The organism is Paraburkholderia sp. DD10, assembly GCF_049177125.1.
GTDB classification, from domain to species: domain Bacteria; phylum Pseudomonadota; class Gammaproteobacteria; order Burkholderiales; family Burkholderiaceae; genus Paraburkholderia; species Paraburkholderia terricola.
Genome location: NZ_CP185393.1, coordinates 3,115,366 through 3,128,175, shown reverse-complemented (window position 1 = coordinate 3,128,175; position 12,810 = coordinate 3,115,366). Strand labels below are relative to the sequence as shown.

Annotated in this window: 8 protein-coding genes; 3 read left to right on the top strand and 5 right to left on the bottom strand. The window is 62.6% G+C overall.

Translation table 11 applies throughout. The features are described 5' to 3' along the window. Window positions 1-84: 84 nt before the first annotated feature. The 3 genes from argC to ACOCG7_RS29525 form a co-directional block, all read right to left on the bottom strand. Window positions 85-1,032, bottom strand: a complete 948-nt coding sequence (argC, locus tag ACOCG7_RS29535; RefSeq protein ID WP_114163246.1) for an N-acetyl-gamma-glutamyl-phosphate reductase — start codon at window positions 1,030-1,032, stop codon at window positions 85-87. A 189-nt stretch (window positions 1,033-1,221) separates the two neighbouring features. After that, on the bottom strand, window positions 1,222-1,794 hold the full coding sequence (locus tag ACOCG7_RS29530) for a flavodoxin family protein (RefSeq protein ID WP_114163245.1): 573 nt from the start codon (window positions 1,792-1,794) through the stop codon (window positions 1,222-1,224). Window positions 1,795-2,049: 255 nt separating this feature from the next. Beyond that, a complete protein-coding gene (locus ACOCG7_RS29525; protein WP_073432185.1) occupies window positions 2,050-2,652 on the bottom strand; it encodes a YbhB/YbcL family Raf kinase inhibitor-like protein in 603 nt (200 codons plus the stop codon). Between the two features lie 258 nt (window positions 2,653-2,910). On the opposite strand from ACOCG7_RS29525, the gene ACOCG7_RS29520 reads away from it, so the two are divergent. Beyond that, window positions 2,911-3,600 (top strand): response regulator, encoded by a 690-nt coding sequence (locus ACOCG7_RS29520; RefSeq protein WP_073432186.1) that lies wholly within the window; start codon window positions 2,911-2,913, stop codon window positions 3,598-3,600. A gap of 103 nt (window positions 3,601-3,703) precedes the next feature. Here the strand turns inward: ACOCG7_RS29520 and ACOCG7_RS29515 are convergent, their stop codons facing one another. Then, window positions 3,704-4,390: an orotate phosphoribosyltransferase gene (locus ACOCG7_RS29515; RefSeq protein WP_073432187.1), complete on the bottom strand. Its 687-nt coding sequence runs from the start codon at window positions 4,388-4,390 to the stop codon at window positions 3,704-3,706. 403 nt (window positions 4,391-4,793) lie between these two features. On the opposite strand from ACOCG7_RS29515, the gene ACOCG7_RS29510 reads away from it, so the two are divergent. Together ACOCG7_RS29510 and ACOCG7_RS29505 are read left to right on the top strand one after the other, a co-directional pair. After that, a complete protein-coding gene (locus ACOCG7_RS29510) occupies window positions 4,794-6,026 on the top strand; it encodes an MFS transporter (protein WP_114163244.1) in 1,233 nt (410 codons plus the stop codon). 322 nt (window positions 6,027-6,348) lie between these two features. Continuing rightward, complete coding sequence (locus ACOCG7_RS29505) at window positions 6,349-8,631, top strand: NADP-dependent malic enzyme (RefSeq protein WP_114163243.1); 2,283 nt, start codon at window positions 6,349-6,351, stop codon at window positions 8,629-8,631. A gap of 565 nt (window positions 8,632-9,196) precedes the next feature. Here the strand turns inward: ACOCG7_RS29505 and ACOCG7_RS29500 are convergent. Continuing rightward, window positions 9,197-12,796, bottom strand: coding sequence for an indolepyruvate ferredoxin oxidoreductase family protein (locus tag ACOCG7_RS29500; protein ID WP_347143772.1), 3,600 nt, complete (start codon window positions 12,794-12,796; stop codon window positions 9,197-9,199). Window positions 12,797-12,810: the final 14 nt, after the last annotated feature.

The window sequence follows — 12,810 nt, the reverse complement described above, 5'->3', positions numbered from 1 at the left end:
TTTTTAAAACAAAAAGCCGGTCTTTTAGAGACCGGCTTTCTTTACGAATCGACAGCGAATTGTCGCGCGTATAAGCAAACTTGTTTAGCGGTTCAAACCGGCTTCCTCGTCGGCGCCGATCGCCAGATTCATACACTGAATCGCCGCGCCCGACGCGCCCTTGCCCAGGTTGTCGAGGCGCGCGACGGTCACGAAACGCTCTTCATTGCCGAACACGAACAGGTCGACACGGTTGGTGTCGTTATTCGCCTGCACGTCGAAAAAGCCGCTGTCCAGGTTGGCTTCCGCATCGAACGGCGCGACGCGCACGAAAGCCTCGCCCGAGTAGTACTCGGTGAGCAGCGCTTGCACGTCTTGCGGCGTCGTCTTCTTGGAGAACTGGCTCGGCGAGAAGAAGGTGGTGACCGCGAGACCCTTGTAGAAGTCGCCGACGATCGGCGTGAAGACGGGCGCCGCCTTCAGGCCGGTATGCGCGGCCATTTCGGGCAGGTGCTTGTGCGTGAGACCGAGTGCGTAGGGGCGCGGACTCTTGAGCTTCTGGTTGCCGGCCGCTTCATAGTCGGCAATCATTTTCTTGCCGCCGCCGCTGTAGCCGGTGATCGAGTAAGCGTGCGCGGCAAACTCCGGCGCCACCACGCCTGCTTCGACGAGCGGGCGCATGGCCAGCACGAAGGCCGACGCGTGGCAGCCCGGCACGGCGATGCGTTTGGCGGTGCGCAGACGCTCGCGCTGCGAGCGCGCCAGTTCCGGCAAGCCGTAGGCCCAGTCGGCGGCCGTGCGAAAGGCGGTGCTGGCATCGATCAGCACCGTGCGCTCGTTTGCCACCAGTGAAGCCGATTCGCGCGAGGCGACGTCGGGCAGGCACAGGAACGTGACGTCCGAAGCATTGATGAGACGGCGACGCTCCTCGATGTCCTTGCGCTTCGCTTCCTCGATACGCAGGATCTCCACGTCGGCGCGTTGCGACAGGTATTCGAAAATCTTCAGGCCGGTCGTGCCTTCCTGTCCGTCGACAAAAACTTTCGTGCTCATCTCGATCTCACTGGCTTGCTGGAAACGGGGCGCGACGCCGCGCGGGAACGTTATTTTAAGACTTCATGGCCGCAGGCGTGCAGAACGGGTGAAAAAACGACGATGCGCGCCGAATATGACGTCGGCATGACCTGTTGTCGGGTAGATGCGGGCCGATGCCGTCCGGTTCGCGGCGAACCGGGTGCTTGCCTAGCGTGTCGCGCCGATCCAACGCGCCGTCACGCCGGCAATGCGCGCGCCGAACATGCGCGCCGTCTCCAGATCGCCTGCGGGCGGCGCTTCTTCCGGCGAAGCGTCCGCCGGGGACTGCGCGAGCAGGCCAGTGAAGCCGCCGACATAGTTCAGGTCGTTGCGGGTCGCCGCCTTGGTGTTCGACGGCATCATGCCGGTGCCCGCCCAAATCATGCTGTGCTGCATCGCCAGCGTGACGAAGTACTGGATCGTCGAGAACTTGTCGCCGTTCATGGTCGCCGAATTGGTGAAACCGGCCGCGATCTTGTCTTTCCACGTTTGGCCGAACCACGGCTTCGAACTTGCGTCGGCGAATTTCTTGAAGTCGGCGGACGGGCCGCCCATGTACGTCGGCGCACCGAAGATGATGGCGTCGGCCGCGGCGAGTTCGGCCCACGACGCGTCGTCGAGCTCGCCGACCGGCAGGAGTTTCGCGTCCGCTCCGGCTTCGAGCGCGCCCGCTAGTACGGCTTCCGCTACTTTCTTCGTATGGCCGTAGCCGCTGTGATACGCGATGACGATCTTCGACATGACAATCTCCGGCAAGTGAAAGAGGACGTGGATTCAGCGACCGCACGCGGATGCTGCGGCGCCGCACATCTGGAAGCATGCCGTTTCTAGTCCGGCTGCACACATTAGCTCGCGCGGATGACGGGAAGTTCGCGGCGGGGCAATCTGATCGCAACAGTCTGCCCGTCCTCGGCCCGCCCTGTGCCTCCCGGCGGCCGGGCATCGCTGCGGTCGCCCAGCGGCGCATCCGGTCGACGCACGACGCACTAGCCGAAGCTACCGCCCGTAATTGACGACCATCCGCGCGCTGCCAAGCGTCGCGGTGCCGATCTCGTGATCGAACATCAGCGCGGGACGGCCTTGCGCGAGGCGGAGGTCGGCCGTGTTCAGCGCATAAACGGTGATGACGTAGCGATGCGGTTTGCCGGGCGGCGGGCAAGGGCCGCCATAGCCGTCGATGTCGAAGTCGTTGCGGGCCTCCACCGCGCCGAGTTTCTTCAGGAAGCCGGAGGAACTGGCGTTCTCCGGCAAGCTCCCGACGGTGGCCGGAATGCCCGCCACCGCCCAATGCCACCAGCCGCGGCCCGGCGCATCCTGATCGAACATGGTGACCGCGAAACTGCGGGTGCCGGGCGGCGCGTCGCGCCACGTCAACTGCGGCGAGCGATTGCCGCCCTTGCAGTCGTCCTGATTGAAAACCTGTGCGGCGTCAACGGTACCGCCGGAGCGAAAGCTGGCGCTGGTCAGCGCGAATGCACCCTCGGCGAGCGCATGAGGGCCGTTCGCCGCCACTAACGCGAGACCCAGCATCGCGCAAGTGAACGACGGCATACGGCGAAATGGCGAAGCGAGCGAAACAACCAGGCAACGCGAGCGCATGTGCCGGTTCTCCTGTCAGGGCGCGAGGCGGTGGCCGCGCGATGGTTATTGTCCCTATTCCGTGCCCCAGGGTCGGATCAAGTCTAACATTAGCTCTGCGCATCATTGTTGTGCTTCGGCGCCTTTGCCCACCCGAAATCAGCTATAGTCCGAGGATTATCCGCGTGGAGCGGGGCCGTATAAGCGATCAGTCTAAGTACGAAGAAAAAAGACATGTCAGATGTTCTGGAGAGTGGTTTATTCGTAGAGGGGAGCGCAATGCAAGATCCAGTCAGGGTCGTGGTCGCCGACGACCATCCGGTAATTCTGTTCGGCGCCGAGCAAGCCTTGCTCAAATTCCCCGGATTGCAGGTCGTCGCACGGGCGCGACAATCAACGGAACTGATCAAGGTGCTGCAAACAGTTGCTTGCGACGTGTTGGTCACTGATCTGGCCATGCCTGGCGGCCAGTATGGCGATGGGCTGCCGCTGATCGGCTATCTGCGCCGCAATTTTCCCGATCTGCCAATTGTCGTGCTGACGATGTTGGAGAATGCCGCGTTGCTCAAGCGGTTGAGCGAAATTGGCGTGACCTCGGTCGTCAACAAGTCGGATGATCTGAGTCATATCGGCCTCGCGGTGCAGCACGTGAGCCGCCGCCTCGAATACATGAGTCCGTCCGTCAAGGCGTCGCTTGATGCGCTGCGCATGAACGCCGGTGGCAAGAACGAAGAGGTGATGCTGTCGAGGCGCGAACTCGAAGTCGTGCGCCTGTTCGTGTCGGGCATGACGATCAAGGAAATCTCGGAGCAACTCAATCGCAGCATCAAGACCATCAGCACGCAGAAAAATACGGCGATGCGCAAGCTCGGCATCGATCGCGATTCCGAGTTGTTCCAGTATGCGCAGAGCAACGGCCTGCTGAATCTCTCGTCTCACTCCGTGGAAGACAAGGGCGACCTGCATTAATTTCACGTGCTTTTCGTGAGCAAAAAGACAAGGCCGCCTGTCGATGAGACAGGCGGCCTTGTCATTCAGGCCGCATAAGCGGCCGCGTTCGTTGCCGGGGTGCTTACTGCGGCGCCGAGGTGGCGCCGCCGTGGGCTGCCGACCATTCGGCCGGCGCATGCAGGAATTTTTCCACTTCGTCGAGCGTGTTCGTGTCGAAGTACCTGTTTTCCTTCGCGACACGCAACACGTCCCACCACGTGGCGAGCGCGTGCAGATCGACGTCGATGTCTTTCAGCACGGACACGCTTTCCTTGAAGATGTTGTAGTGGAACAGCACGAAGCAGTGGTTCACCGTGGCGCCCGCGCCGCGCAGCGCATTGATGAAGTTGATCTTGCTGCGGCTGTCCGTGGTCAGGTCTTCGACCAGCAGCACGCGTTGGCCTTCGGTCAGCAGACCCTCGATCTGCGCGTTACGGCCGAAACCCTTCGGCTTCTTGCGCACGTATTGCATCGGCACCATCAGGCGGTCGGAAAGCCATGCGGCGAACGGGATGCCGGCGGTTTCGCCACCGGCGACGGCGTCGATCTGCTCATAGCCGACGTCGCGCAGGAGGGTGGTTTCGGCCATTTCCATCAGGCCGCGGCGCACGCGCGGATACGAAATCAGCTTGCGGCAGTCGATATAAACCGGGCTCGCCCAGCCGGACGTGAAAATGTACGGTTTCTCCGCGTTGAAGTGCACTGCCTGGACTTCCAGCAGCATCTTGGCGGTGGTGTCGGAGATCGTCTGGCGATCGAAGCCTGTCATGGGCGAATCCTTGGGTGTGAGCGGGGAGAAGCGGACGCGGGGCCCGGTGGCGCAGCGAGCGACGTATGCCGCGCCATGCTGGGCGGCGCCTTGATAGGCACGCCTTGATGGGCGGATACGCAACCGGTCAGTGGAGTGCAGGCCGGTTTTTGCTGCGCGCGTAGGCCGACATTTTACTCGAAATGAGCACTTTCGAGGAGGCGGTGGTGCGCGCCGGCGGCGAATGGCGGTCGTGGGGAGCGCGCCGGGCGGGTCGCCGGGGCGGTGGCGGGAGCGGCTGTCCGGCGGTTTCGCATAGGCTTTTTGGTCAGCTTGTGAGCAGGCTGGGGCGCCTTTACACTCACGCGAATTTCCTGCGCGCCGGTTTATCGTTGCCGGCCGTCCCACCTACGGAATAGCTTCAATGACCGCCGTTTCCCCCGCTGCCGCTGCCGGTGCATCCATCAGGAATGGCTACGCCGGCCGCGCGTTGATCGCCTCGGTGCTCGGCTATGCAATGGACGGCTTCGATCTGCTGATCCTCGGTTTCATGCTGCCGGCCATTGCCGCCGACCTGCATCTGAGTTCCGCGCAGGCCGGCTTGCTCGTCACGTGGACGCTGATCGGCGCGGTGGCGGGCGGTCTGATCTTCGGCGTATTGAGCGACTATTTCGGACGCGTGCGAATGTTGACGTGGACCATCCTGATCTTCGCCGTCTTCACGGGTTTGTGCGCGCTGGCGCAAGGTTACGCCGATCTATTGACCTATCGGACCATCGCCGGCATCGGGTTAGGCGGTGAGTTCGGCATCGGGATGACCTTGGTGGCCGAAGCGTGGCCGGCGTCGCAGCGGGCGCGCGTGTCGTCGTATGTCGGGCTCGGATGGCAGTTCGGCGTGCTCGGCGCCGCTTTGCTGACGCCGGTGCTGTTGCCAGTGATCGGCTGGCGCGGCATGTTCGCGCTTGGCTTGCTGCCCGCCGTGGTGTCTTTCTTTGTACGACGGCGGGTCGAGGAGCCGACGCTGTTTACCGAGCGCGCGGCGCGCGGCATGCGCAGGCTGCCGTTGAAATTGCTGGTGGCCGATGGAAGGACCGCGCGCGCGAGCATGGGCGTCGCGATTCTCTGCTCGGTGCAGAACTTCGGCTATTACGGGCTGGTGATCTGGCTTCCGAGTTATCTGTCGAAAACCTTCGGCTACTCGCTGACCAAATCCGGCGTGTGGACCGCGGTCACGGTGCTCGGCATGGCGTGCGGCATCTGGCTGTTCGGCATGGCCGCCGACCGCTTCGGCCGCAAGCCGGCCTTTCTGTTTTATCAGGCGGGCGCGGTGGTGATGGTATTTGTCTACGCCCATCTGACGACGCCCATGACGCTCCTGATCGGTGGCGCGGCGATGGGCGTGTTCGTCAATGGGATGATCGGCGGTTATGGCGCGTTGATCTCCGAGCTTTATCCGACCGAGGCGCGCGCCACCGCGCAGAACGTGTTGTTCAACATTGGACGGGCGATGGGCGGTTTTGGGCCGGTCGCGGTGGATGCGCTGGCCGCGCGCTATTCGTTCGGCGCCGCGCTCGCCGTGCTCGCGTCGATCTATTTGCTCGACATCTTCGCGACGCTTTTTCTGATTCCCGAACGGCGCGGCGCCGAGCTTCAGTAAGTTTGGACGACCGCCAATGACGCCCAAATGCCGATGCATGACAACGCGCCGAATGCCCGCTGGATGCGGCGTTGCAGCATTGTCCGCCGCTGTTTCGCCAATGGCGCGCCGCGTTAACCACCCAGTGCATCGACGCATCCGGGGTGTACACTAACCGACCCGCGCAGCACTTCCGCACCGTCTTGTCCTCCGCCGAGGTTCGACGCCGCGCCCAACCGGCGCATGCGAAAACCGCCTCAGTCGATCATTCATTCGATAGATGCAAGCGACGCCAACGGTGCGGTGTGCCGGGCCCAATTTCTTACGTCTCGCAGGCCAAAAAATGGACGAACAACTGAAGCAAAGCGCTCTCGCCTATCACCAGAACCCGAAACCCGGCAAGATTTCGGTCACGCCCACCAAGCCGCTGTCGAACCAGCTCGACCTGTCGCTTGCGTACTCGCCGGGCGTCGCCGCGGCCTGCATGGCGATCTACGAAGAACCGCTCGACGCGCAGAAGTACACCTCGCGTGGCAACCTCGTCGGCGTGATCACGAACGGCACGGCGGTGCTCGGTCTCGGCAACATCGGTCCGCTCGCCGCCAAGCCGGTGATGGAGGGCAAGGGCTGTCTGTTCAAGAAGTTCGCCGGCATCGACGTGTTCGATATCGAGCTCAACGAGTCCGATCCGGACAAACTGGTCGAAGCGATCGCGATGCTCGAGCCAACCCTCGGCGGCATCAACCTCGAGGACATCAAGGCGCCGGAATGCTTCTATATCGAGAAGAAGCTGCGCGAGCGCATGAAGATTCCGGTCTTCCACGACGACCAGCACGGCACCGCGATCATCGCTTCAGCGGCGATCTTGAACGGCCTCAAAGTGGTCGGCAAGAAACTCGACGAAGTGAAGCTGGTGTGTTCGGGCGCGGGCGCGGCGGCGATTGCGTGCCTGGACCTGCTGGTGAATCTCGGTTTGTCGAAGCAGAACATTCTGGTCGCGGACTCGAAGGGCGTGATCTACGAAGGCCGCGGCAATCTCGATCCGTCGAAGGAGCGCTACGCGGCGAACAGCGACGCGCGCACGCTGGCTGACGCGATCCGCGGCGCCGACGTGTTCCTCGGCTGTTCGAGCGCCGGCGTGCTGAAGCCGGAAATGGTCGCCGAAATGGGCACGCAGCCGCTGATTCTCGCGCTCGCCAACCCGGAGCCGGAAATCCGCCCCGAGGAAGCCAAGAAAGTGCGCCCGGACTGCATCATCGCGACGGGCCGTTCGGACTATCCGAACCAGGTCAACAACGTGCTGTGCTTCCCGTTCATCTTCCGTGGCGCGCTGGATGTCGGCGCGACCACGATCACGGAAGAGATGAAGCTCGCGTGCGTGCGCGCCATCGCCGAACTGGCGGAAGAAACCGATCAGGGCGATGAAGTCGCGAAGGCTTACGAAGGTCACTCGCTCGAATTCGGCCCGGAATATCTGATTCCGAAGCCGTTCGATCCGCGCCTCATCATCAAGATCGCGCCGGCCGTCGCGCAAGCAGCGATGGATTCGGGCGTCGCGACCCGTCCGATCAAGAACATGGACGCGTACCGTGAAGAACTCGGCACGACCGTGTATCGCACCGGCATGGTGATGCGCCCGGTGTTCGCCGCAGCGAAGTCGGAGCCGGCGCGCATCGTGTTCGCCGAAGGTGAGGACGAGCGCGTGCTGCGCGCCGCGCAATTCGTGCTGCTGGAAAAGATCGCCAAGCCGATTCTGGTCGGCCGTCCGTCGGTAATCGAGATGCGTCTGAAGAAGGTGGGCTCGAAGCTCAAGTGCGGTGAAGACTTCGAGGTCGTCGATCCCGAGGACGATCCGCGTTATCAGCAATGCTGGCAGGCGTACCACGAACTCGGCGCGCGCGAAGGCGTCACGCCGGACGTCGCCAAGGCCGCGATGCGCAAGTTCAATACGCTGATCGGCGCGATCCTCGTGCGCCTCGGCGAAGCGGACGGCATGATCTGCGGGATGATCGGTCAGTACCACACGCATCTGAACTTTATCGAGCAGGTGTTGGGCAAGGCCGAAAACGTGCAGAATTTCGCCGCCATGAATCTGCTGATGCTGCCGGGCCGCAATCTGTTCATCTGCGATACGTACGTGAACGAAACGCCCACCGCCGAACAACTCGCCGACATGACGATGCTGGCTTCGCGCGAAATCGAGAAGTTCGGTATCACGCCGAAGGTGGCGTTGCTGTCCAATTCGAACTTCGGCAGCGCGCCTTCGTCGTCGTCGCAGCGTATGGCCGCGGCGCGCAAGCTGATTGCGGAGCGCGCGCCGTCGCTTGAAATCGACGGTGAAATGCACGGCGATGCGGCGTTGTCGGAGGCGGTCCGCAAGGCCGCGTTCCCCGGCACGACACTGACGGGCGAAGCGAATCTGCTGATCATGCCGAATGTGGAAGCGGCGAACATCACGTACAACCTGCTGAAGATGGTCGGCGGCGAAGGCGTGACGGTGGGACCGTTCCTGCTCGGCGCCGAAAAGCCGGTGCACATCCTCACGCCGGCTGCGACCGTGCGCCGGATCATCAACATGACGGCGGTGGCTTCGGCTAACGCACGCAAGAAGGTCAACGCGCAGTAATGCAGGTAGTTTGATGGTGAAGCGGCGCCGCATCGCGGCGTTCGCGACAAGCTGACGAAAACGCCGCGGGAGTCGATTCCGTGGCGTTTTTTATTTGCAGGTTCGGTCTGTGCGACTTGTCGTCCTAATGCATCTCAATGCGATGAGCGTCTTTTAAGAGTGCTCTTATTCGATTTTCTGTGACACTTTTGTAAAGTTGTTCCCGAAGCGCAGCACACCGCGATGACAACGGAATAGTCGGCAGTTCAATCCGTGGATCGTCTGGCGCGGCGCTTCGTCTTGGTAGTTGGTTGGTAGTTGGTAGTTGGTAGTTGGTAGTTGGTAGTTGGTAGTTGTATTTGATGATGTTGCAGTAGAAGTTCGTAGTTGCAGTAGAAGTTAGCAGTTCCTGTTGTTTGTTTTTGATTGGTTGTTGTGTTGTTGTGTTGTTGCAAGAGGCAGTACCGCTTGTTCTCGTACACACGCATCATGTGTCGAAACAAGCAAAAAAAAGGCGGCTGTCCGAGAGGACAGCCGCCTTTTCCGTTTCCGGGGCCCATGATGTGGGCCGACGCGGCCAGCCGGATTACGCCGCGTGTTGCGTCTTTCCGGTCTCGATGGAGCGCCAGCGCGTCAGCAATTCGTTCCACTTGACGCGCACGCCCTTCAGGTTGTTTTCCTTCACGTGACCGTAGCCGCGAATGCCGTCCGGCAGATTCGCGAGTTCCATGGCCAGCTCACGTTTCTGCGCGGTCAGGCCGCCAATCAGTTCACGCACGAGCGCTTCATATTCGCCGATCAGCGCACGTTCGGTACGGCGCTCTTCCGTTTTGCCGAACGGGTCGAACGCAGTGCCGCGCAGGAACTTGAGCTTGGCCAGCACGTGCATCGCGCTGAACACCCACGGTCCGTACTTCTTCTTGATCAGATGACCTTGAGCGTCTTTCTTCGAGAACGCCGGCGGCGCGAGATGGATATGCAGTTTCCAGTCGCCTTCGAAACTCGCCTTCAGTTTGTCGATGAACGCGGGGTCGCTGTAGAGGCGCGCAACCTCGTACTCATCTTTGTACGCCATCAGCTTGTGCAGATTCTTCGCCACGGCTTCGGTCAACGGCAACTGATCGTCGGCCGAATCGAGTGCCGACTCGGCTGCGCGCACTTGAGCGACCAACGCGCGATAACGCTCGGCGTACGCCGCGTTCTGCCACGCGGCAAGATAGTCGGCGCGCTTGTCGATCAGCCTGTCGAGCGCCTTCGGCGTGTGTAGCGAGATGATCTTGCCGCTTGCCGTTTCAGCAGCGGCGCCGCGTCCTTGCGACTGCGCGAGCTTGCGCACCGCGGCCAGATCGTGCGCTGCACGACGGCCCCACTCGAAGGCGGCCCGGTTCTTTTCGACCTGGACGTCGTTCAACTCGATCGCGCGCATCAGCGACTGATACGTGAGCGGCACCCAGCCGCGCTGCCATGCGTAGCCGAGCACGAACGGATTCGTATAGATCGCGTCGCCGAGCAGCGCGACGGCGAAGTGGTTCGCATCGACCGTATCGACGCACTCGTCGCCCGCTTCGGCGCGCACGTCGGCTTCGGTGCTGCTGCCGGGAAAGCGCCAGTTCGGGTTCTTGATCAGTTCCGCTGTCGGCGTGTGCGCGCTGTTCAGCACAACGCGCGTATGGCCTGCCTGCATCCGCGAGACGCATTCGTCGCTTGCCGTGACGATCGCGTCGCAGCCGATCACGAGACTCGCCTCGCCCATTGCAATGCGCGTTGCGTGGATATCGTCCGGTTTCTGCGCGATCTGTACGTGGCTCATCACGGCGCCGCCCTTCTGGGCGAGGCCGGTGACGTCGAGCACGGTGACGCCCTTGTTCTCCAGATGCGCGGCCATGCCGAGCAACGCGCCGATCGTGACGACGCCCGTGCCGCCGACGCCCGTCACCAGCACGCCGTAAGGGCGGCCGATCGACGGCAATGCGGGTTCCGGCACCGGCGGCATGGCATCGGCGACGATGCCCGACGCGGCTTTCGGCTTACGCAACTGCCCACCTTCGATCGACACGAAACTCGGACAGAATCCGTTCACGCACGAAAAGTCCTTGTTGCACGTCGACTGGTTGATCTGACGTTTGGTGCCGTATTCGGTATCGACCGGTTCGACCGACAGGCAATTCGACTTCACCGAGCAATCTCCGCAGCCTTCGCACACGGCCTCGTTGATCACGACGCGGCGTGCCGGATCCGGATACGTGCCGCGTTTGCGGCGGCGGCGCTTCTCGGTCGCGCAGGTCTGGTCGTAGATCAGGATCGTGGTGCCGGGAACCTCGCGTAGCTGGCGCTGCACTTCGTCGAGCTTGTCGCGATGGTGGATGTCGATACCCGGCGCGAGGCCCACATTCGTGTGGTACTTCTCCGGCTCGTCGGTGACGATGACGATCTTCGTCGCGCCTTCGGCGGCGAGTTGATGCGTGATCTGCGGCACGGTCAACACGCCGTCGACCGGCTGGCCGCCCGTCATCGCGACCGCGTCGTTATAGAGAATCTTGTAGGTGATGTTCGCCTTCGACGCGATCGCCGCGCGAATCGCGAGCAGGCCCGAGTGGAAGTAAGTGCCGTCGCCCAGATTGGCGAACACATGCTTGTCGTGGGTGAACGGCGCCTGGCCGATCCACGCGACGCCTTCGCCGCCCATCTGGCTGAACGTGCTGGTGCTGCGGTCCATCCACACAGTCATGTAGTGGCAGCCGATGCCGGCCATCGCACGCGAGCCTTCCGGGACATTGGTCGACGTGTTGTGCGGGCAGCCGGAGCAGAACCACGGCTTGCGTTCGGCTTCCACGCGCGGCCGCGCGAGCGCCTTTTCCTTCGCCTCGATGACCGCGATGCGCGCGGCGATGCGAGCGCGTACGTCGGACGGCAGATCGAATTTGTCGAGCCGCGTGGCGATCGCCTTGGCGATGATCGCCGGCGAGAGCTCGTAATGCGCCGGCAGCAGCCAGTTGCCCATCGGCACCGACCATTCGCCGCCCGCGCCGTCTTTCTCGTCGAACTTGCCGAACACGCGCGGACGCTGCGCGTCCGGCCAGTTGTACAGTTCTTCCTTGATCGCGTATTCGAGAATCTGGCGCTTTTCCTCGACCACCAGGATTTCATGGAGGCCGCGTGCGAAGGCTTGCGCGCCTTGTGCCTCGAGCGGCCAGACGCAACCCACCTTGTACAAGCGAATGCCGATGCGCGAACAGGTATCGTCGTCGAGACCGAGGTCGGTCAGCGCCTGACGCACGTCGAGATAAGCCTTGCCGCCGGTCATGATGCCGAAGCGCGCATCGGGCGAATCGATTTCGACGCGATCCAGTTTGTTCGCGCGCACGTAGGCGAGCGCCGCGTACCACTTGTAGTCGAGCAGACGCGCTTCCTGCACGAGCGGCGGATCCGGCCAACGGATGTTCAAGCCGCCTTCAGGCATCGCGAAGTCGTCCGGCAGGATGATCTTCGTGCGGTGCGGATCGATATCGACCGAAGCCGACGATTCCACGACGTCGGTCACGCACTTCATCGCGACCCACAGGCCCGAATAGCGGCTCATTGCCCAGCCGTGCAGGCCGAAGTCGAGATATTCCTGCACGTTCGAGGGGAACAGCACCGGCAGGCCGCACGCCTTGAAGATATGTTCGGACTGGTGCGCGAGCGTGGAGGATTTGGCCGCGTGATCGTCGCCGGCGAGCACCAGAACGCCGCCATGCCGCGAGGAGCCCGCCGAATTGCCGTGCTTGAAGACGTCGCCGGAACGGTCAACGCCCGGACCCTTGCCGTACCACATCGAGAACACGCCATCGTATTTGGCGCTCGGGTACAGATTGACCTGTTGCGAACCCCACACGGCGGTGGCCGCGAGGTCTTCGTTGACGCCGGGCTGGAACACGACCTGATGCGCGGCGAGATGCTGTTTCGCCTTCCACAGAGACAGGTCGAGGGCGCCGAGCGGCGATCCACGGTAACCGGAAATGAAGCCGGCGGTATTGAGTCCGGCGGTCCGGTCGCGTTCCTGTTGCAGCATGGGCAGACGCACCAGCGCCTGGATGCCGCTCATGTACGCGCGGCCGCGTTCGAGGGTGTATTTGTCGTCGAGCGTGACGGACGAGAGCGCAGCTTCTAGCGAGGCTCGCTGACCTGCGTCTAGCGGGGCATTCATTATGTGTACTCCTC

Coding starts and splice junctions, on each gene's coding strand:
- argC (WP_114163246.1), bottom strand. CDS start 1,032: ATGAGCACGAAAGTTTTTGTCGACGGACAGGAAGGCACGACCGGCCTG.
- ACOCG7_RS29530 (WP_114163245.1), bottom strand. CDS start 1,794: ATGTCGAAGATCGTCATCGCGTATCACAGCGGCTACGGCCATACGAAG.
- ACOCG7_RS29525 (WP_073432185.1), bottom strand. CDS start 2,652: ATGCGCTCGCGTTGCCTGGTTGTTTCGCTCGCTTCGCCATTTCGCCGT.
- ACOCG7_RS29520 (WP_073432186.1), top strand. CDS start 2,911: ATGCAAGATCCAGTCAGGGTCGTGGTCGCCGACGACCATCCGGTAATT.
- ACOCG7_RS29515 (WP_073432187.1), bottom strand. CDS start 4,390: ATGACAGGCTTCGATCGCCAGACGATCTCCGACACCACCGCCAAGATG.
- ACOCG7_RS29510 (WP_114163244.1), top strand. CDS start 4,794: ATGACCGCCGTTTCCCCCGCTGCCGCTGCCGGTGCATCCATCAGGAAT.
- ACOCG7_RS29505 (WP_114163243.1), top strand. CDS start 6,349: ATGGACGAACAACTGAAGCAAAGCGCTCTCGCCTATCACCAGAACCCG.
- ACOCG7_RS29500 (WP_347143772.1), bottom strand. CDS start 12,796: ATGAATGCCCCGCTAGACGCAGGTCAGCGAGCCTCGCTAGAAGCTGCG.